The sequence below is a fragment of the Streptomyces rapamycinicus NRRL 5491 genome (assembly GCF_024298965.1).
GTDB classification, from domain to species: domain Bacteria; phylum Actinomycetota; class Actinomycetes; order Streptomycetales; family Streptomycetaceae; genus Streptomyces; species Streptomyces rapamycinicus.
The window spans coordinates 7,318,554-7,336,505 of record NZ_CP085193.1 but is presented as its reverse complement, the minus strand read 5'-3'; the positions used below and the strand labels follow the sequence as shown (position 1 = coordinate 7,336,505).

Below are 17,952 nucleotides of genomic sequence, written 5' to 3'. Positions count from 1 at the left end.
CGCCAGCACGCTCCGGATCACAATGTCGATGGGGAAAACGAAATTATCATGTGGACGTATTTCCAAGGATGCCGAGCTCAGTGGCGCGCACCCCGGCCTGGAAACGGGAGTTGGCCTCCAGCAGCTCCAGGATCCCGGTGACATAGCGGCGGTACGTACGCACCGAGATCGCCAGGTCGCGGGCGGCGGCCTCGTCGGTGACCCCGTCGCGCAGCCGGGCCAGCACCCGGCGGACCATTTCGGTGCGGGCGCGGTTGCCGAAGTCCAGCGGGCGCGCGGCGGGTACGGCACCGCCCCAGATGGAGCGGAACATGCCGTACAGGGTGGCCACCACCACCGGGTCCTCGATGACCGAGGTCTGCCGCCCCTCCTCGGCCTCGGTGCACACCAGCGCGGTCCGCCCGTCGGCGATCACCGCCGTGGGCAGCGGCACCGACGCGATCCGCACCTGCGCGGGGCGCGCGGCCGGGACCTCGCCGGACGCCTCGGCGGGCGGCGCGGGCCCGGGGATGGGCCGCGGTACGGGCCCCGACTGCGCCGTTCCCACGGCGGGTCCGGAGGCAGGCGCGGATCCGGAGGCAGGTCCGGTCGCTCCGGGGCCAGGCGCGGACCTGCCGCGCAGCATCCGCACCCCGACCGGCTCACCGAGGTCCGTGAGCAGCGCGCCGAGCGCGGCCTGCACCGGCGCCATCCGGGACGAGCACTCGGGGAAGACGGCGTCCACGCTCCGCCCCGCCTGGCCGATCACCTCCTCGGCGGCGGCGAGGAACGCGGCGTCCTCCACCCCCACCTCGGTGAACCGCGCGTCCCGGGCCCGCCGGGCGCGGTGCTGGATCACCGTGGACTCAATGAGGTCCCGTACCTCCCGTAGCGTCCCCTCCAGGCTGTCCCCCGCGAGCGCGGCCTCCGGTCCAGGATCGCGTCCGCGCTCCATCATGTCGATATTCCCGCACTTTCCGCCTCGTGACGTGGTCAAGGTCTCGAGCGCCGTTCAGTGACGGCTGGGCAGCAGCCCCATTTCCACCGCCCGCACCCCCGCCTGGAAGCGGGAGTTGGCCCCCAGTTCGCGCATGATCTCCGCCACGTACCGGCGGTAGGTGCGCAGGGAGACCTGCATCTGGCGCGCCGCCACCTCATCGGTGTGGCCGGTGCGCAGACACTCCAGGATCCGCCGTACGGAGTCCGGGCACAACCGCCCGCCCAGCCGCGGATAGTCCGCGAGCGCCACCGCGTTCCCCCAGGTCCCGGCGAACATCATCTCCAGGGCCCGCACCGTGGCGGGGTCCTCGGCGAGCGACGCCTGCCCCGGGCCCCGCCCCGGCTCCGACGGCCCCCTCCTGAGGTAGACCACCTCGGCGTCGATGAGCAGCGCCTCGGGTAACGCCGGCAGCCCGCCGTCGCAGATCCGGATCTCGCACCGCGGATCGGTGCGCGCCAGCGCCCGTACCGCCCCCGAGGCCAGCACCGGCTCCTCGCACAACAGCCGTACGACGACGGCGCGCCGGGCTCCCCTGGCCGGGCGGGCGAGCGCGGCGCAGACGGCCCGCGTCTGCTCCTCGTTCCCCGAGAGCACCATGCTGACGGTCCGCTCGGCGCAGTCGACCAGGGTGTCGACGACCTCGGCGAGCGGCACCTTCCCCAGAGCCGTCCCCGCCCAGGAGTCCTGGGCCAGCTCCCTTCGGTGCCGGGTGACCGTGGACTCGATCAGATCACGGGCGGCCAGCAGCGCGTGCTCGACATAGTCGATGGCGCCCGACGAGGGAGTCTCCGTGCTCTCCGTGCTCATGGGAGAAGGCTCGGACACCCTCACAAGACCAACCATGACTTCCCCTGCCGGGTGACAATGACCTGGTTATGCGAATACCGGCCTGATTCTCGTCAATTTCCCTGCCCCGAAATGCGCGGGCAGCATTGTGCGAAATCCATGACGACACTAATTCGCGCACAGCGACCGCGTCAACGCGGGGCGTGAGGTAAAGAGTTGGCAAAACAGCGTGCGGCGACGCGCGTCATGCCGCCGCGCCGCCGATGCGCCGGGGGCGCGTGTCCACAAGTTACCGGCGAGTGCACCTTCCGGACCCGGGGAGACTACGGACCGCAGCGAATCGACGCCGTTCGGCGACGCGGAGTGGGGCCGGTGTCCGGTTACTGCCAACTCGGCACCGAAGATCGGTATCAGCCGAAGCTGATCGGCCCGTTGATGTCCCTGGCCTGGACGACCGGGCCGGTGATACGGGCGTTGCCCCCGATGCGGTTGTTCACGGTCCCCGCCTGCCCGGCCGGCTCGCCGTGCTCACGCATCCAGGCCGCCAGGTCACGGCCGAACTCCGGGTCCCGCCGGGCCCGTTCGACCAGCAGATCGGCCAACTGGCGCAGCCGGGCGTCATCGTCGTACGGAATCGCCACCGGCTCCGGATCCGGCCCACCGGCCGGTTCGCCCTCGCCGCGCCGCAGCACCCTGCGGACCAGCGTGCCGAAGGACTCCAGGGCCCGCCGCCCGGCCTCGCCGCCGGCGCCCGACACCGCCGCGTTGACCGCCGCGACCAGCGCACCCGCCGTCACCGGGTCCATGGCCCACCCCCTGCCCTCGTTCGGATCCCCACGCTACCGGCGCCGCCGGTCACGGTTCCACCGCTTCCGCGCGGAGCGTGAACCAGACCGTCTTGCCGGTCGGGGTGAGATCCGTGCCCCAGTCATGGGCGGTCTTGCTCAGCAGGAACATCCCCCGGCCGCTCTCGGAGAGGAAGTCCGGCTCCTTGACCACCGGCAGCCCGGACTCGGTGTCGCTGACCGCCGCCTGGATCCCGTGCGGAAGGTTCTCCAAGGTGAGGACGCATTCGGGAGAGGCCGCATGCTTGTGGACGTTGGACAACAGCTCGGTGACGCACATCCCCGCCGCGCTGATCAGTTCCTCACGCCCCCACAGCCGCAGCCGCGCCCCAACGGCGCGGCGTATGTCGGCGAGTATCCGCGGATGGGCACGGAGGCGCAGTTCGTATCGCTGCGAGATGTTCTCAGCCATATGCTCCGGGGCCCCTCCAAAGCACGACGCGCTGCCGTGTCCCCTAGCGATCCTGGCCTATGGAACGTCCCACTCGCAATGTTTCGACCCACTCGCACAAGACTGGCATATGCCTGGCTGGTAGGCGTAGTTGGCAATACGACAGACTGGCGACATGTCCTACCAGCCAGTGCCCACCGTTCGGCGCAGGCGCCTGGGCTCCACGCTACGGAAACTGCGCACCGAAGCGGGGATGACACTGGACGCGGCGGCCGACGCACTCAATGCGGCCGCGAACGGATCGTCCGACGCCCGCCGCTGGACGGCGCCCAAGCTCTCCCGGATCGAGAACGCCAACGCGACCATCCGCACCACCGAGGTCGAAACCCTGCTGAGGGCCTACGCCGTCACCGACCCGGGCACCCGCATAGCCCTGGAGGGACTGGCCAAGGACGCGGGCAAACGCGGCTGGTGGCAGACCTATCGCGGCGTCGTGGGCCCCGCCTACGCCGACTACATCTCACTGGAGAGCGACGCGGAGAGCGTCCGCGACTACGCCTCACTGGTCGTCCCCGGTCTGCTCCAGACGGCCGACTACGCCCGCGAGACGATCGCGGCGAACGCCGTGGCCCGCACCGCCTCCGAGGTCGACGCCCTCGCCGAGGTGCGCCTGGCCCGCCAGGCCGTCCTCACCCGCTCCTGCCATCCGCTGCGGCTGTGGGCCGTCATCCACGAGGCCGCGCTGCGCCGCAGGTTCACCGGCCGGCCCGGCATCATGGCCGCTCAGCTGAAGCGGCTGCTGGACGTGGCGGACTGGCCCACGGTCACCCTCCAGGTGATGCCGATCGACGCGGCCCCCAACCCCGGGGACGCGGGAGCGTTCACACTCGTGGCCTTCCCTGGGCCCATGCCGGATGTCGTCACCCAGGAGAACCTGCGCGGCCCCATATACGTCGAAGGAGTCGACGACGTCAACGTCTTCGCCGACGCCTTCGGCCATATCGTGGACTGCGCGCTGTCCACGGATGCGACGAAGGCCCTCATCGCTGGTCTGGTATGAGAAAGAGGGCCCCACATATGAACACCTCTGCAATGACCACGCACCGCCACCCCCACTGGCGCAAGTCCTCCCACTCCGTGGGCGAGGGACAGTGCGTCGAGGTCACCGCCACCGGCGGCCGCGTCCGGCTGCGGGAGAGCGACGACCCCGGCACCGTGCTGACCACCGTGCCGGCGGTGCTCGCCGCCTTCGTCCGGAGCGCGAAGGCGGGCGCGTTCGACGCCTGATCGTATGACGACGGTGTGGTGCCGCCCCGGGACGGCACCACACCAGCGACGTCAGAACTGGACGTCCGAGCAGGCGTAGAAGGCGTTCGAGGTGTCCGCGATGGTCCACACGGCGAGGATCACGTGTCTGCCGGTCTTACCGCTCGGGATGGTCCCCGAGTGGGAGAGCGTGGACGGCGGACGCTGACCGTTGTACGGAACGGTCAGGAAGGGCTGGGAGTCCAGGCTCGCACGGGTCAGCTTCTGGCTGGGGTTCCAGCCATTCTTGGTGATGTAGTACTTGAAGTCCGTGGTCGCGTGGGAGGCCGTGAACCGCCAGTTGAAGGTGTAGCTCCGGCCGGCGGTCAGCTTGGTCGTGGGCCAGTTGCCGCCCCGCGGGTCGTCGAGCTGGGAGAACCGGCTGTTGCCGCCCGCGCAGATCGAACCGTCCGCGGGACCGCCCGAGGGGAAGCCCTTCGGGCCCTCGACGCTCTGGGGCTCGTACTGGATATCGCCGCAGCCCGTCACCGTGCCGTTGGCGCACAGCTTCTGGCGGCTGATGGGCGAGTCGGTGTAGCCGTGGCTGGAGGCGCTGCCGCCGGTCGCGAGGACGGAAATCGCCGCGAGCCCGATGCCGATGACGGCGGCGCTGATCTTCTTGCGCATGCTTCGCTCCTGAAGACGTGGGGAGTGCTTCGACGAGCCGTGCACGGCGGTCTAGACCAAGTTTGAGAGTATCCAGGGGTAATAGTCATGTCCATACCAATGGCGGGGCCGGACGCCGGGGCGAACGGGCCCTGACGGCGCCCTGAGCACCCCGCCGGGTCCGGTAGGCTTTCCACGTCAGCGGGCGCCGCTAGCTCAGTTGGTTAGAGCAGCTGACTCTTAATCAGCGGGTCCGGGGTTCGAGTCCCTGGCGGCGCACCAGCACCCATATCGCTGACCTGGGCGTCCTCGGCTTCCGAGGACGCCCATTAGGATTTCGCACATGTCTCTGTCGCACGCGCTGCTGGGCCTCCTCGCCATCGAGCCCGCGAGCGGCTATGAACTGAGCAAGGAGTTCGAGCGCGACCTCGGGCGGTACGCCTGGCAGGCCGGCCACACGAGCGTGTACCCCGAGCTGATCCGGATGGCGGAGCAAGGGCTCGTCGAGGTGACGCACGAGGGCGCCCGCCGCAGCCGGACCTACGCGGTGACGGACAAGGGCCGCGAGGAGCTGAGGGAGTGGCTGCTCGCGCCATGGGGGCAGGGCGTGGTGCGCAATGAGCAGGTCCTGCGGTTGTTCCTTCTCGAGGCACTGGAGCCGGACGAGACCATCACCGCACTGCGCGGCCTCGTCGAGCACACCGAGGCGCGCATCTCCGAACTCCGCAGGCTCCGCGAGGAACAGGACACCGAACCACGGCAGGGCCGTGACACCCTCGGGCAGCTCGCCGCCGAGTACGGCCTGCGCCAGTACCAGGCGACTCACGACTGGGCGCTGTGGGCCATCGAGCACGTGAACAAGCGCCAGGGGTCCGATTCGGCATAGGCATCGCCTCGCCTCGCCTCCTCCGGGCCCGCCACGGCCCAACGGACGGGGGCGCCACGGAATCCGTGGCGCCCCCGTCCGTGCTCCGCCGCCGCGTCCCGGCCGGCGACGCCGTCACTCGTCCGGCAGCCAGTTGCCGTGAAATCCGAACGGGACGCGGCGGGGAAGGTGGATCGTGGCCACGGGGGGTGCCACGACGTTCTGGGCGTCCAGGATCACCAGGTCGCTCTTGTCGGTGCTCGCGTCGTAGACGTAGCTCAGCAGCCAGCCGGGGCCGCCCGGAGTGTCGTCGGCCGCGGCGAACGCGGCCTCGCCCGGAGTCCGGCCCGCGGCGAACTCGTGTCGCGTCGCGGTGCCCGAGTGCAGGTCGTAGCGGACCAGATAGGAGCGCGGCAGGCCGGTGCCGACATGCGGGGTGTCGGCCACCGTGGCGTGCCCGAATCGGGAGTCCTGGCCCGCGAGGCGGTCGTCCACGCGGGGGAACTCACACGGGGTGTCGTCGATCTGGACCTCGGTGACCTTGCCCGCGTCGAGGTCGATCTCCCACCGCCACAGGGTGGCATTGGTCTCGTTGTAGACCGGGTAGCGGGCCACGTGCATCACGATCCGCCCACTGTCGGGCCCCCCGTCGTACGCGTTCAGCGCGTGGAACACGTAGCACGGCTCGATGGGGAGCCAGCGGACGACACCGAACGGGTCATTGCGGCGCAGCACGCCGAGCCGTGCCCCGTACGTCGGGTGCCACTTGTACGGAAGACCATCGCCGTGGAGGGCCGTGTCCTGGTCGAAGAGGACGGGCAGGTCCATGAAGACGAGGTAGGAGGCGGTCAGGTGGAAGTCGTGCATCATCGTGTGCGCCGGCACATTGATCGGCCGACTGACCGTCAGGGCGCCCGACGCGTCCGCCCGGTGGTACGTGAGGAAGGGGGGCTTGAAGCCGCCGTATCCGAAGAAGTGGAGCTCGCCGGTGACCGGGCACGTCTTGGGGTGCGCGGTCATGCCGGTGGTGAGACGCCCGCCGAAGTCGTGGACCCCGATGGTGTCGAGCTCGCGACCGGGGCGGCTGTCGAGTTCGTACGGAAGGGTCCCCTCCACCAGGGCGAAGGTGCGCCCCGCGTGCCGCACCACGTGGGTGTTGGCCGAGCCCGCGGCCAAGTCCTCCTCGGGACCGTTGGCGTAGGTCGTCCGGCCGTCCGTGTACTTCGTGGTCCTGACCCAGCGGTTGCGGTACGAGGTCGCCCTGCCGCCGTCGAGACGGACGCCGTGCACCATGCCGTCGCCGAAGAACCAGTGGGCGGAGTCGGCGTCCTGGGGGTTGGGCCCGTTCCGCACGTACCAGCCGCTGAGCTCCGGAGGAATCGCCCCGGTGACCTCCAGGTCCCGGACGGTCATCTCGTCCATCACCGGGGCGAAGTTCTGCGCGAGGTGCGGGACGGGTGTCGTGTTCATCATGATCGGACTCCTTGAACCATGGCGTCGTTCATCCGTGCCTGGACGCGCTTGGGGTACTGGACCGTGACGATGGCGGGGACGACGAGCCCGGTGACCTGGAAGAAGACCCTGAACGCCACGTTCAGGTCGGCGACCACGACCAGGCCCAGGGTGAGCGTGCTGATCGAGAAGGCGGTGGCCCAGACCCTGGTGAGGATCAGGTTGGTCCTGATGAAGCCGGGGTGGTTCCACATATCGGGCGGTACGTCCCGCTTCGCGAGACCGGTGGTGAACGGGTGGCCGAAGACGATCGACCCCCATGCGGTGGCGGCCAGCCAGGCCATGGATACCGGCCCGTCGAGATGCTCGGCGGGGCTGTTCGTGTCGGCGAAGGCCAGCACGGTCCACAGTGCGAAGAACAGGGTGTTGCTGTACTCCAGAACGAGGGCGTCGGCCTTGTAGCCGTCCATCATCCCCTTGACCAGGACCAAGGTGCTGACGACGAGAGCGCCCAGGGATGCCCACTGCCATCCGAAAGCGGCCAGGCCCGCGAAAGCCACCCATGGCAGGAAACCCTTGATGAATTGCATTCCACTCCTTGTTGATGGGGGATTTCGGCCACCGTGGGCCGTCACCTCCAGTCGCTGAACCGGCGCGCCCGGCGCTGCTGCCTACGGCTGCGGATGAGGTCCAGCCGATCGCCCTGATGTCCGTCGGCGTACGGCGCCGCCGGGGCAGCGCCGTACGGCCGCCCGGGGGCCTCGTCGTCCAGTGGCGGGGGCGTGAACCGCTGCGACACCTGTTCCGGGAACGTCCTGCCGTCCCGCTCCGGGGCGAACGCCATGCCGGAGGACATCACGCGCGGAACGAGGACGAGCGCCTGTCCGAGCCGGTTGACGCCCAGCATCAGCAGAATGGTCGCCGAGGACGCCGCCACCTTCGCGTCCACTACGTGTGCGACGGCCATCATCCCCACGCGGGTGACCACCAGCAGGGCCCACAGCCACAGGCCGACCGCCGGCATCCGCGCCCACAGCACCCCGGCGCGCCGCTCCAGCCGGATCGTCGCGCCCTGAGCGGCGCCGATACCGGCGGCCAGCAGCGCTCCGACCACCAGGCACACCACGTCGATGGAGGCCGGATGGCGGCCATGCCGACTCAGATCGGCTGTGCCGATCACCGTGAGGACCACGGGCAGCAGCATCAGCCGCCGGCCGGTGAGCGCCTCTCCTCGCAATTGGCGCGCGATGAGGGCCGCGACGACCGCCACGGCGACCAAAACCTCGAAGAAGCTCATGCGCTTCAACTTACATGTCAGATTCGACATGTCAAAAGTAACGACTGCCGATGCTGGATCTCCGCCAACAGGGGCACGCCATCACGCATCACCAGCAGGAGTCAGCTTGACATGTCAGATCTGTAATGTGCAGAGTCCCACCGGGCCGCATCCGCGCTCGCACCCGAATGAGTCAGGAGCTGTTGACGGTGAGACCTCAGTACGGAATCGACGTCGAGCGGATACGAGCGTTCTCCGACGCGGTCTTCGCCATCGCGATCACGCTCCTCGCCCTGGAAATCAAGGTCCCCGAGGGCCTCCCGGCGGCCGAGCTCGGGCACGCCCTGAAGGAGGAGGCGCTCCCGTCCATCGCCGGGTACCTGCTCAGCTTCGTGGTGGTCGGGGCGCTGTGGATCTCTCATCACCGGCTGTTCCGGATGGCCAAGGTGGTGAACGGCCCGCTGCTCTACCTGGATCTGGCGCTGATGGCCCTCGTCGCCGCCCTGCCGTTTCCGACGAAGATCGTCACGGAGTACCACAGCAGCGCGATCGCGACCTCGCTGTACGCCGGCACGATCACCCTGGCCGCTCTGCTGATCACGGCGATGGCGGCCCATCTCCTCAACCGCCCCGACCTGCGCGACAGCGACACTCCGCGCGGCCTGGTCACCCAGACGCTCCAGCAGACCGTGAGTGTCGCGATCGTCTTCGGAAGCTCGGTGCCGGTGGCGGTGATCGTCTCGTCCGACGTGGCGGAGTACTGGTGGATCCTGGCCGTTCCCGTCCGGTACTGCCTCGCACGGCACCACGCCAAGAAGCGCAAGCACGCGGCGACCGAGTCGCCCCGCCCCTCTACTACGTCTTCGGGAAGTGCAACAAGATGATGCGGTGAGCGAAGCATCTTCATTACTGGCGGCCGATTCGGGCGGCGGGCACGACTCGATCCTGCTGCTGTTCATCTGCCTGATCGGGGTCATCGTCATCTTCACCCTGATCGGCATGCTCGGCTCCGGCATCGCCCGGCGCACCGGCCGCCGGAAGACGCGGGCCGAATGGCTCGGGGGAACCGCCCTGCTGTCCGTCTGCGCGACCATCGCCCTGTACGCCTGGGGCTCGCTCCACGTGATGTTCATGGAGAGCGACAACATGCGCGAGGAGTGCGCCAAGGCGGGCGGGGCGGCGAAGGCGGCCCAGGTCGACCGCTACTCGGCGAGCTACCTTCCGCTGCGCTTCACCTGCCGGATCGACGAGGGCGGAAGTTACGACGCCGCGGTCCCCGGATACGTCAACCCGGCCATGGGCATCGCCTTCGTCCTGGCCATCGCCACGGGCGCGGTATCCGTCGTGGCCCGCGACCAGCGGGCGGCGGTCTGAGCGGCGGGCTCCCGAGACGGGGAGTCCCGGCGCGCCTGCGCGCCGGGACTCCGGGTCGGCATGGTGCTCAGCAGGAGGGGCAGGGCGTGCAGGCGCTGACCCTGACGTCGTCGATGACCGGCCCGTAGGCACTGTCCTTCGTGCTGGCGAACGCCAGCGTCGTGGAGGTCCCGCGCGCCACGAAGGTCACCTCCCGGGTCACATAGCCCATGTTCGCGAAGGTCTTGCCCGTGACGTCAAAGCTGAAGTCCTGGAAGTTCTGCCCGTCCACCATCACCTTCCCGGTCTTCACGGTCGGGCCTCCCCCCGGATTGCCGGCCAGGGAGTACGTCACCGAGTACCGCTTCCCCGGGACCGTGCTGAAGGTCTGCGCCACGGCCCCGGCGCCCTGACCGTTGAGGTCCACGGACTGGCCCCCCTCGGCCGCCTGCCAGTAGCCGTCCCCAATGTGGTCCACGCTTCCGGCCGTGACCTTCCACGGCCCGAGGGACGCGCCCGTCCCCAGGTCCACGAACGTGTTGGCCGCCACCGTGGGCGTCTCGAAGCTGCCGTCGTCGAAGCGGCTGACGGCGGCGGCCGTCGCGGTACCGGCCCCCATACCGGCCAGCACCCCGGCGACGGCGAGCGATGCGACAAAGATGCGAATGGGCGACATATTCCCCTCCAGTGCGACTCATTCGGCAATGTGCCGAATTGATGGCGCCGCTGAATCTTCCGTACCGGAGGATCACACGCCAGGGCCCGCCCCCCGGCGCACCGTGGTGCGGACCGGGTCGAGCGCGGCTGGTGCGCCGGTCGATCACGCCTAGCCGCCCCTCGGGGAGGGAGGGTGTGGGTTGCTCGATTTGGTCGGGTGCGGCACCGTCTCGCGCCTCCGGCGCATTTGAGCAGCGGGGCAGGGGGTGGGGGGCGCGGCCGCGTCGCCGGGCGCCGGGCGGCCGGTTGTGGCCGCCGGTGGCGGCCACGGTCTTCCGGAGCGAAGGCCGTTGCCGGACCGCCTGCCGGGGGGTGGTCTCGAAACTGTTTGACAAATTAGTTGCTTCAGATCAAGCGCTTTTGGGAGGGGTACCCGGAGGGGCCGCCCTGGGCCGCCGGCCCGCACCCCGGATCGGCCCCGGCCCTCGGGCACCGAAGCCGCCACGGCACCGGCCCCCACCGGCCCGGCGGCCGGCGGCGAGGCCCCGGGCCCCCCCCCCCGGCCCCATGCTCAAAGTCACCTCGCCTCGGTGATCCGCGCCCATACGGTCTTGCCCGGCCCCCTTCGCTCCCTGGTCCCCCAGCGATCCGCCACCGCCTCGACCAGCATCAACCCCCTCCCCTCCTCGTCGTCCGACGTGGGCGCCTTCGGCACAGGGCACTTCTCGTGGGTGTCGCTCACCTCGATCTCCAGGACGCCGCCCCGCTCGTCGTACGCCAGCCGCACCGCGAAGTCCCGCCCCGGCACGCGCCCGTGGAGCACCGCGTTGGCCGAGAGCTCGGCCACGACCAGGATCGCCGCGTCATAGCCGCCCACCCCCGGGGTGAACCCCCATGCGGTGAGCTGGTGCACGGCCAGCAGCCGGGCGAGCCGGGCACCGCGCCGGGTGGCGGAGAATCGCTGCGCGAACGTACGTACGGTGACGGGGACTTGGCCCTGTGGTGCGGTCATGGCGGAAGCGTCCCGGCCACGCGGCGGCTTCTGCCAGGCACGACACCCACCCAGTTTCGCTTGTACCAGTTCACCGCCTGGACCGGACCGGTCACCGTCCGTGACGATATGAGGATGGCAAAAGACAGCGAACCGGAAACGTCGGAGAGCCTCAAGACCTTTGGCGCAGTACTGAAGGCGCTGCGGGACGAGGCTGGGCTGACGCAGGAGCAGTTCGCCCCACGGGTCCGGTACTCGGCGACGTACGTCGCGAAGATGGAACAGGGCAGGCGCTTCCCACCGAAGGAACTGATCCCGCGCGCGGAGGAGGTCCTGGGCGCCCCGGCCGCCCGCGTCCTGGGCGCGGCATACCGCACGCTGACCCGGAAGGTCGGCCTCGCGTCGTGGTTCTTACGGTGGGCGGGGATCGAGGAGGAGGCGGTGTCCCTCCTCACGTACGAGTGCGCGGTCATCCCGGGCCTGCTGCAGCCGGAGCCCTACATCCGCGCGGTCTTCGACCGCTACCTCCCGCACATCTCGGAGGAGCAGTACGAGCAACAGGTCGTCGCGCGCCTCGCGAGGCAACGACTGCTCAAGGAGCGGCCGAACACGTCGTTCTGCTTCACCATCGAACAGGCTCTGCTGGACCGGCACTTCGGCGGCGCAGAGGTCACGACGGCTCTGCTCGACCACCTGCTTGAGCAGCAGCGCCGCCGGAACGTGGAGATCCAGATCATGCCGCTGCGACAGGAGGATCACTCCGGCTTCGAGGGCCCGATGCGCCTCGCGGAAACGGCGGACCATCGATGGATCGGATACGTCGAAGCGCACGACAGCAGCGTCCTGATCACCGAGCCAAAAGCCGTCAGTGCGATGCTTCAGCGCTATGGCAAACTGCGCTCACAGGCTCTGAGCCCCCAGGACACCACGAGCCTGCTGGAGCGGACGCGAGGAGCGCTATGAGCAGCAGCACCACGGGCCTGAAGTGGTTCAAGAGCAGCTACAGCGGAGGCGGAGGCGGCGACTGCGTCGAGGTCGCATTCACCCAGCCCGGCTGGCACAAGAGCAGCTACAGCGGAAGCGGCGGCGGCGACTGCGTCGAGGTCGCGTTCACCAAGAGCAGCTACAGCGGAGGCGGAGGCGGCAACTGCGTCGAGGTAGCCATACGCACCGGGGCCGTCCACATCCGCGACTCCAAAACCCCCCAGGGGGGTCGGCTCACTGTGTCCCCCGAAGCCTGGGCCGCCTTCATCGCGCACATCTGACCTGCTCGTGCCGCCGCCGCTAAGCTATTCGGATCGGAGGTGGCGGTGGCGGCGCACATACAGGAACGCATCAAGCGGCTGATCATCGACCAGCGGCTCCCCTCGGGCGCCCCGCTGCCCACCGAGACCGAGCTGATGGAACTGCTCGGCGTCAGCCGTAACTCCGTGCGGGAGGCGCTCAAGGCGCTCCAGGCGATGGGGATCGTGGAGATCCGGCACGGCTTCGGGACGTACGTCGGGCCGATGTCGATGGCGCCGATGATCGAGGGGCTGATCTTCCGTACCGTCGCCGGGCACTACCGGGGCGAGGACAGCCTGCTCCAACTCCTCGAACTGCGCGAGGCCGTGGAGACGGGGCTGATCGCGCGGCTGGCAGGCCGCATCCCGGAGGCGGATCTCGCCGAGCTGGACGCGGTCGTGCGGCGGATGGAGGCGGAGGCGGCGGAGGGCTCGGTGCGGGCCGAGACCGACCGGGCGTTTCACGCCGCGCTCTACGGGAGCCTGGACAACACGCTGCTGAGCGAGGTGCTGGAGGCGTTCTGGGACGCCTTCCACCGGGTGCGGACCGACCTCGTGGACGTGCCCACCGATCCAAGGGTCACCTGCAAACAGCACCGGGAGATCCTGGAGTCGGTGCGCTCGGGGGACGCCCTACGGGCCGAAGAGGCGATCCGCGACCACTTCGGGAACATCCGCATCCGACTGCGGTCGGCGCATCGCGACTGAGCGGCTCACGCCTGGGCGAGCAGAGGGTCGTAGGCTGCCGATCGTCGGCGGCCGGACATGAAGGCGAGGAAGTCCCCGGTGAAGGCGCCGCGCGTGTAGGTATGGCCGGTGCCGACGGTGTCGCGGTGGAACGCCGTCTGGAACAGCGTCCGGTATTCGTCGGCGTCGATGTGCTGATCGCCGTCCTTGTCCGTGGCGTCGAAGAGGACCTCAGCGACCTTGATCAGTGCGGGCCCGGCCAGGGAGGGAACGGCGGCGGCGTACTCGTGGGCGCTGACGCGGCCGTCACCGTCGGTGTCCAGTGCCGTCTGGAGCTCACGCCACCAGTCGGCGTAGGCGTTGTAGAGCCTCGTTTCCTCGGGCTCCGCCAGATCGAGGCGGGTGGACAGTTCGCGGGCCATGGCGGCGAGGTCCGGCCAGTCCAGGTACCCGTCGCCGGTCTGGTCGAGCACCTCGCGGAAGAACTCCTCCGCACCGCGTTCGGTGCCGGTGCGGGCGACGGGTTCCGGTTGCGGAGGGAGAGGCGTGATGAGCCGGATCAGGGCACCGGCTCGCCGCATTTTGTCGTGCAGGGCGGTGACCGCCCGAGCCCGTGGGTCGTCACTGTGGGGCGAGAGAGCCAGCAGGTCGGCGATGGCGTCGGCTCGGACCCAGCCGTCCGGCAGGAACCGGGTCAGACCGACGGCCAGATAAGCCCCCTGCATCAGGGTCTGCGCACCGGGCATCTCGGGCAGCCCGGCACGCCGTCGGAAGGGCTCCGGGAGCGAGGCTACGGTGATCGCCCCGATGAGCGGGCCGACGACGGCCCGGCCGGTGGCCCACAGCGTGGGTAACCCGCCCAACAGGGCCGGAGCGGGCAGATGGTCGAACAGCTTGTAGAGGATGATCCGCATCGCCTCGGTGTTCTCCAGCTCCCGCGCCACGACGTGGTCGTAGTAGAGCCAGAACTCGGAGAGGGTGGGCGGCAGGTGACCGGCCTCGTCTCCCATGGCGGCCAGGTATGCCTGGAACTCGGTGTACAGCCGCTCCATGGCCTGCTGCTCAAGAGGCTGTCCGCTGAGTCGGCACATGGTCACGGTGGACTCGAAGATGGTGGCCACCACCCAGGCCCGTACGGCGGGGTCCAGCGCGTTGTAGGGCCGGCCCCGCGGGTCGGTTCCGCTGAGCCGTGCGTGGAGGCGGTTCAGCCGTGCCGCCTCGCGGAGCCTTAGCTGTTCGTCGTCACCGAACATGCGCTGCAAGCTGCGGAGGGTGTTGCGCAGCCGTCGCCACGGGTGGGCGACGAAAGTGGAGTTGTCGATCAGCGCGGCGCCGACCTGCGGGTGCGCGGCCTCCAGTACAGTCGCCCGGACCATGGCCAGGGCCCATCGCGGATCGTTGACGAATTCCTGGAACTGCGAGCCCGCGCCGAACAGCCCACCGTCCTGGGCGCCTTCGGGGGTCCCGCCGTCTGCGGTGGTCACGATCGGGAATCTCCGTTCTGCTCGGGCAGCACGCCGCCGAAGCGGCGATCGCGTTGCCGGTAGGTGTGCAGACATTCGAGGAAGTGCGGCGCGCGGAAGTCGGGCCAGAGCACGGCCGGGAAGACCCATTCCGCGTAGGCGACCTGCCAGAGCATGAAGTTGGAGATGCGCTGTTCCCCCGAGGTCCGGATGACCAGGTCCACGTCGGGTGTGTCGGGGAAGGGCAGATGGGCGGCGAAACTCCGCTCGTCCACCGCCTCGGCCGCCACACCCGCGCGGATCAGTGACCGCGCGGCCGCGACGATGTCCCCGCGGCCGCCGTGATCGAACGCGACGGTCAGGGTCATACCTCGGTTGTCGCCGGTCAGCGTCATCAGGTCGGCGAAGTCGCGTGCCAGTGCCCGAGGGATCCTCTGGTCGCTCACCCCGAGGAAACGGCAGCGGATCCCCCGTGCGTGCAGCAGCGGCGCGTGCTTGCGCACCACCGTGCGCACCAGCCGCATCAAATAGTCGACCTCGGCACTCGGCCGGCTCCAGTTCTCGGTGGAGAAGGCGTACAGGCTCAGCCACTCCACGCCCGCGGCCCGAGCCGCCTCGATGACGTCGATCACGGTCGTCTCCGCCGCCCGATGACCCGACGTACGCGGCAGCGACCGCTGGGCCGCCCACCGTCCGTTGCCGTCCATCACACACGCCACGTGACGCGGCGCCCTGAGCGACCGGTCACCATCGGCGAACCGCGGCGCGGAAGCGGGATCGGCGAACGCATCGCCCACGGTGTGCCCAGCTACCACGGCAGCCCTCCCCTTGGCGAGCCACCACAGGTCAAGCGGCGATCGCACCTGAAGCAGGGTGCCAGCCCCCGAGCCCGAATGGCGCGCCGGAGCCACACATTCACCCTTGGAACCCTTGTCCGAGTTCTTCCTGGTGGTCTTCGGCGGGTCGCTCGCCACTTCCTTCCACTTCGGCCACATTCGCCCCACGATGACCGTTTAGACGTTGCTTGCCGGAACACGCAGCCCGCCCTTGGGGGACGATAAGAAGTGAAGTACCGACCGAGTCGCCGCACCCGCCGCTTCGGGATCGGTGCGGCGGCTGTCTTCGTGCTGGCCGGAATGAACGGCCCGGCCCTCTACCGTTTCAGCTCGGACAAGTACCACAAGTACAAAATCAACCAACCGGAGTACAAGGCGCAGAACGGCCACTGGGACGTGGTCGATGTCCCCGAGGAATACCGGATCAATACGATCCACGCCGCCCTGCTGCACACCGGCAAGGTACTGCTGGTGGCCGGATCCGGGAACAACGCCAAGAACTTCGCCGCCAAATCCTTCCGCAGCGTCCTGTGGGACCCGGAGAAGAACACCTTCACCAACATTCCCACCCCCAAGGATCTCTTCTGCTCCGGGCACAGCCAGCTCCCGGATGGAAAACTGCTGGTGGCGGGCGGTACCCAGCGCTATGAGAAGCTCAGGGGCGATGTCGAGAAGGCGGGCGGACTGATGTTCGTCCACAACGAGAGCCCCGACAAACCGAAGACCCTCCCCGCCGGGACCCGCTTCACGGGCAAGGAGAACGGCAAGACCTTCGAGTCCAAGGACCCGATTCTCGTTCCGCGCGCGAAGAAGAGCAAGAACCGCAAGGGGAAGATCACCGTCACCGCGAGCACGGCACGGGTCTATGTGGAGGCGCTGCGCAAGGGCAAGAAGTACCAGACCGGCACCGAGGACAACTACCGGATCTCCGGGCTGAAGGGAAAGGACAAGCGGAACTTCTACGGGATCGCCCAGAAGCTGTCGTTCGACAAGAAGGACTTCCAGGGCATCAAGCAGGCGTATGAGTTCGACCCGGAGGCCGAGCGGTATGTCCCGGTCGATCCGATGAACGAGGCCCGCTGGTACCCGACCCTGACCACTCTCCAGGACGGCAAGGTGCTCGCGGTCTCCGGGCTGGACGAGATCGGCCAGGTGGTGCCGGGGAAGAACGAGATCTACAACCCCAAGACCAAGAAGTGGAAGTACCTGCCCAAGAAGCGCTTCTTCCCGACCTACCCCGCGCTGTTCCTGACCGACAAGGGCCGGATCTTCTACACCGGCTCGAACGCCGGATACGGCCCGGACGACAAGGGCCGCACGCCCGGCATCTGGAACCTGAAGACCAATCGGTTCGATGTGGTCCCGGGCATCAGCGACTCCGACGCCCTGGAGACGTCGATGTCCGTGCTGCTGCCGCCCGCGCAGGACCAGCGGTACATGGTGCAGGGCGGGGGCGGGGTCGGCGAGGACCCCAAATCCACGGCGAAGACCCGGATCGTCGATCTGCACGCCGATAAGCCGCGGTTCCGCAATGGCCCGGAACTGTACGCCAAGGTGCGCTATCCGAGCAGTGTGATCCTGCCCGATGACACCGTCCTGACCACGAACGGCTCGGGCGACTACCGGGGCCGCGGCGCCACCAATGTGCTGAAGGCCGAGCTCTACAACCCGAAGAGCGACACCGCGCGCGCGGTGGCCGATCCGCTGGTGGGCCGCAACTACCACTCGGGGGCGCTGCTCCTGCCGGACGGCCGGGTCATGACCTTCGGCTCGGACTCGCTCTTCGCCGACAAGGCCAACACCACGCCGGGTGAGTTCCAGCAGCAGATCGACCTCTACACCCCGCCGTATCTCTTCCGCGACTCCCGTCCGAAGCTCGCCGACACCGCGCCCAGGACGGTCAAGCTCGGCGGGAAGACCACGTACCGGACCGCGCACGCATCGGCGATCACCAAGATGCGGCTGATCCGGCCCGGCTCCTTCACCCATGTGACCAATGTCGAGCAACGGTCGATCGCCCTTGACTTCACCCGGACGAAGGACGGGGTGACGGTGACCCTGCCGAAGGACTCGTCCGTGGTGCCGCCGGGGTGGTACATGCTCAACGCGGTGGACGACCAGGGGACGCCGTCGAAGGCGGCATGGGTGAGAGTGCCCGCCCCCACGAAGAAGTGACG

General features: G+C 69.1%; 21 protein-coding genes and 1 tRNA gene. 10 read left to right on the top strand and 12 right to left on the bottom strand.

Annotated elements, in window-relative coordinates; genetic code table 11:
* Positions 1 to 46: 46 nt before the first annotated feature.
* From LIV37_RS30915 to LIV37_RS30900, 4 genes are all read right to left on the bottom strand, one after another.
* Positions 47 to 937 carry a LuxR family transcriptional regulator gene (locus tag LIV37_RS30915; protein WP_020871017.1) on the bottom strand — a complete coding sequence of 297 codons (891 nt, stop codon included), beginning with the start codon at positions 935 to 937 and terminating at the stop codon, positions 47 to 49.
* A 54-nt stretch (positions 938 to 991) separates the two neighbouring features.
* Positions 992 to 1,786 (bottom strand): response regulator transcription factor, encoded by a 795-nt coding sequence (locus LIV37_RS30910; protein WP_020871016.1) that lies wholly within the window; start codon positions 1,784 to 1,786, stop codon positions 992 to 994.
* Between the two features lie 389 nt (positions 1,787 to 2,175).
* On the bottom strand, positions 2,176 to 2,571 hold the full coding sequence (locus LIV37_RS30905) for a hypothetical protein (protein ID WP_020871015.1): 396 nt from the start codon (positions 2,569 to 2,571) through the stop codon (positions 2,176 to 2,178).
* A gap of 49 nt (positions 2,572 to 2,620) precedes the next feature.
* On the bottom strand, positions 2,621 to 3,022 hold the full coding sequence (locus LIV37_RS30900) for an ATP-binding protein (RefSeq protein WP_020871014.1): 402 nt from the start codon (positions 3,020 to 3,022) through the stop codon (positions 2,621 to 2,623).
* Between the two features lie 154 nt (positions 3,023 to 3,176).
* On the opposite strand from LIV37_RS30900, the gene LIV37_RS30895 reads away from it, so the two are divergent.
* Positions 3,177 to 4,061: a DUF5753 domain-containing protein gene (locus tag LIV37_RS30895; RefSeq protein ID WP_121824309.1), complete on the top strand. Its 885-nt coding sequence runs from the start codon at positions 3,177 to 3,179 to the stop codon at positions 4,059 to 4,061.
* 17 nt (positions 4,062 to 4,078) lie between these two features.
* Positions 4,079 to 4,288, top strand: a complete 210-nt coding sequence (locus tag LIV37_RS30890) for a DUF397 domain-containing protein (RefSeq protein WP_121824310.1) — start codon at positions 4,079 to 4,081, stop codon at positions 4,286 to 4,288.
* 51 nt (positions 4,289 to 4,339) lie between these two features.
* Here the strand turns inward: LIV37_RS30890 and LIV37_RS30885 are convergent, their stop codons facing one another.
* Complete coding sequence (locus LIV37_RS30885; protein WP_020871011.1) at positions 4,340 to 4,933, bottom strand: lytic polysaccharide monooxygenase auxiliary activity family 9 protein; 594 nt, start codon at positions 4,931 to 4,933, stop codon at positions 4,340 to 4,342.
* A gap of 184 nt (positions 4,934 to 5,117) precedes the next feature.
* Between LIV37_RS30885 and LIV37_RS30880 the strand changes: the two genes are divergently transcribed.
* Both LIV37_RS30880 and LIV37_RS30875 read left to right on the top strand, forming a co-directional pair.
* Positions 5,118 to 5,194: transfer RNA gene (locus LIV37_RS30880), tRNA-Lys, on the top strand.
* 61 nt (positions 5,195 to 5,255) lie between these two features.
* On the top strand, positions 5,256 to 5,798 hold the full coding sequence (locus tag LIV37_RS30875) for a PadR family transcriptional regulator (protein ID WP_020871010.1): 543 nt from the start codon (positions 5,256 to 5,258) through the stop codon (positions 5,796 to 5,798).
* 114 nt (positions 5,799 to 5,912) lie between these two features.
* On the opposite strand, the gene LIV37_RS30870 is transcribed toward LIV37_RS30875, so the two are convergent.
* The 3 genes from LIV37_RS30870 to LIV37_RS30860 are packed head-to-tail and all read right to left on the bottom strand — an operon-like array spanning position 5,913 to position 8,526.
* Positions 5,913 to 7,250 carry a carotenoid oxygenase family protein gene (locus LIV37_RS30870; protein ID WP_020871009.1) on the bottom strand — a complete coding sequence of 446 codons (1,338 nt, stop codon included), beginning with the start codon at positions 7,248 to 7,250 and terminating at the stop codon, positions 5,913 to 5,915.
* Positions 7,247 to 7,819, bottom strand: coding sequence for a hypothetical protein (locus LIV37_RS30865; RefSeq protein WP_020871008.1), 573 nt, complete (start codon positions 7,817 to 7,819; stop codon positions 7,247 to 7,249). The genes LIV37_RS30870 and LIV37_RS30865 overlap by 4 nt, the downstream gene beginning before the upstream one ends.
* Positions 7,820 to 7,860: 41 nt before the next feature.
* Positions 7,861 to 8,526: a hypothetical protein gene (locus LIV37_RS30860; protein WP_020871007.1), complete on the bottom strand. Its 666-nt coding sequence runs from the start codon at positions 8,524 to 8,526 to the stop codon at positions 7,861 to 7,863.
* Between the two features lie 188 nt (positions 8,527 to 8,714).
* Here LIV37_RS30860 and LIV37_RS30855 point away from each other — a divergent pair, with 188 nt between their 5' ends.
* The gene (locus LIV37_RS30855; RefSeq protein WP_020871006.1) at positions 8,715 to 9,389 is read left to right on the top strand and encodes a TMEM175 family protein; all 675 of its coding nucleotides are present in this window, start codon (positions 8,715 to 8,717) and stop codon (positions 9,387 to 9,389) included.
* A 4-nt stretch (positions 9,390 to 9,393) separates the two neighbouring features.
* The gene (locus tag LIV37_RS30850; RefSeq protein ID WP_020871005.1) at positions 9,394 to 9,879 is read left to right on the top strand and encodes a hypothetical protein; all 486 of its coding nucleotides are present in this window, start codon (positions 9,394 to 9,396) and stop codon (positions 9,877 to 9,879) included.
* Between the two features lie 67 nt (positions 9,880 to 9,946).
* Here the strand turns inward: LIV37_RS30850 and LIV37_RS30845 are convergent, their stop codons facing one another.
* Positions 9,947 to 10,534 (bottom strand): choice-of-anchor C family protein, encoded by a 588-nt coding sequence (locus tag LIV37_RS30845; protein WP_020871004.1) that lies wholly within the window; start codon positions 10,532 to 10,534, stop codon positions 9,947 to 9,949.
* Positions 10,535 to 11,092: 558 nt separating this feature from the next.
* Positions 11,093 to 11,527, bottom strand: coding sequence for an ATP-binding protein (locus LIV37_RS30840; RefSeq protein WP_020871003.1), 435 nt, complete (start codon positions 11,525 to 11,527; stop codon positions 11,093 to 11,095).
* Between the two features lie 114 nt (positions 11,528 to 11,641).
* On the opposite strand from LIV37_RS30840, the gene LIV37_RS30835 reads away from it, so the two are divergent.
* From LIV37_RS30835 to LIV37_RS30825, 3 genes are read left to right on the top strand one after another with little or no spacing between them, the layout of a single operon-like run.
* On the top strand, positions 11,642 to 12,469 hold the full coding sequence (locus LIV37_RS30835; protein ID WP_243146133.1) for a helix-turn-helix domain-containing protein: 828 nt from the start codon (positions 11,642 to 11,644) through the stop codon (positions 12,467 to 12,469).
* Positions 12,466 to 12,771: a DUF397 domain-containing protein gene (locus tag LIV37_RS30830; RefSeq protein ID WP_020871001.1), complete on the top strand. Its 306-nt coding sequence runs from the start codon at positions 12,466 to 12,468 to the stop codon at positions 12,769 to 12,771. Before LIV37_RS30835 ends, LIV37_RS30830 begins: the two co-directional genes overlap by 4 nt.
* 45 nt (positions 12,772 to 12,816) lie before the next feature.
* Positions 12,817 to 13,497, top strand: coding sequence for a FadR/GntR family transcriptional regulator (locus tag LIV37_RS30825; protein WP_121825168.1), 681 nt, complete (start codon positions 12,817 to 12,819; stop codon positions 13,495 to 13,497).
* Between the two features lie 5 nt (positions 13,498 to 13,502).
* Here the strand turns inward: LIV37_RS30825 and LIV37_RS30820 are convergent, their stop codons facing one another.
* Entirely contained in the window at positions 13,503 to 14,960 is a 1,458-nt protein-coding gene (locus LIV37_RS30820; protein WP_020870998.1) for an oxygenase MpaB family protein, read from the bottom strand.
* Positions 14,957 to 15,658, bottom strand: coding sequence for a polyprenyl diphosphate synthase (gene uppS, locus LIV37_RS30815; protein WP_121825169.1), 702 nt, complete (start codon positions 15,656 to 15,658; stop codon positions 14,957 to 14,959). Before uppS ends, LIV37_RS30820 begins: the two co-directional genes overlap by 4 nt.
* 345 nt (positions 15,659 to 16,003) lie before the next feature.
* On the opposite strand from uppS, the gene glxA reads away from it, so the two are divergent.
* A complete protein-coding gene (gene glxA / locus LIV37_RS30810; RefSeq protein WP_020870995.1) occupies positions 16,004 to 17,950 on the top strand; it encodes a radical copper oxidase GlxA in 1,947 nt (648 codons plus the stop codon).
* Positions 17,951 to 17,952 lie beyond the last annotated feature (2 nt).

What these genes read in the sequence shown, in the direction of transcription:
- LIV37_RS30915 (WP_020871017.1), bottom strand. Translation starts at nt 937, where the DNA reads ATGATGGAGCGCGGACGCGATCCTGGACCGGAGGCCGCGCTCGCGGGG.
- LIV37_RS30910 (WP_020871016.1), bottom strand. Translation starts at nt 1,786, where the DNA reads ATGAGCACGGAGAGCACGGAGACTCCCTCGTCGGGCGCCATCGACTAT.
- LIV37_RS30905 (WP_020871015.1), bottom strand. Translation starts at nt 2,571, where the DNA reads ATGGACCCGGTGACGGCGGGTGCGCTGGTCGCGGCGGTCAACGCGGCG.
- LIV37_RS30900 (WP_020871014.1), bottom strand. Translation starts at nt 3,022, where the DNA reads ATGGCTGAGAACATCTCGCAGCGATACGAACTGCGCCTCCGTGCCCAT.
- LIV37_RS30895 (WP_121824309.1), top strand. Translation starts at nt 3,177, where the DNA reads ATGTCCTACCAGCCAGTGCCCACCGTTCGGCGCAGGCGCCTGGGCTCC.
- LIV37_RS30890 (WP_121824310.1), top strand. Translation starts at nt 4,079, where the DNA reads ATGAACACCTCTGCAATGACCACGCACCGCCACCCCCACTGGCGCAAG.
- LIV37_RS30885 (WP_020871011.1), bottom strand. Translation starts at nt 4,933, where the DNA reads ATGCGCAAGAAGATCAGCGCCGCCGTCATCGGCATCGGGCTCGCGGCG.
- LIV37_RS30875 (WP_020871010.1), top strand. Translation starts at nt 5,256, where the DNA reads ATGTCTCTGTCGCACGCGCTGCTGGGCCTCCTCGCCATCGAGCCCGCG.
- LIV37_RS30870 (WP_020871009.1), bottom strand. Translation starts at nt 7,250, where the DNA reads ATGATGAACACGACACCCGTCCCGCACCTCGCGCAGAACTTCGCCCCG.
- LIV37_RS30865 (WP_020871008.1), bottom strand. Translation starts at nt 7,819, where the DNA reads ATGCAATTCATCAAGGGTTTCCTGCCATGGGTGGCTTTCGCGGGCCTG.
- LIV37_RS30860 (WP_020871007.1), bottom strand. Translation starts at nt 8,526, where the DNA reads ATGAGCTTCTTCGAGGTTTTGGTCGCCGTGGCGGTCGTCGCGGCCCTC.
- LIV37_RS30845 (WP_020871004.1), bottom strand. Translation starts at nt 10,534, where the DNA reads ATGTCGCCCATTCGCATCTTTGTCGCATCGCTCGCCGTCGCCGGGGTG.
- LIV37_RS30840 (WP_020871003.1), bottom strand. Translation starts at nt 11,527, where the DNA reads ATGACCGCACCACAGGGCCAAGTCCCCGTCACCGTACGTACGTTCGCG.
- LIV37_RS30835 (WP_243146133.1), top strand. Translation starts at nt 11,642, where the DNA reads ATGGCAAAAGACAGCGAACCGGAAACGTCGGAGAGCCTCAAGACCTTT.
- LIV37_RS30830 (WP_020871001.1), top strand. Translation starts at nt 12,466, where the DNA reads ATGAGCAGCAGCACCACGGGCCTGAAGTGGTTCAAGAGCAGCTACAGC.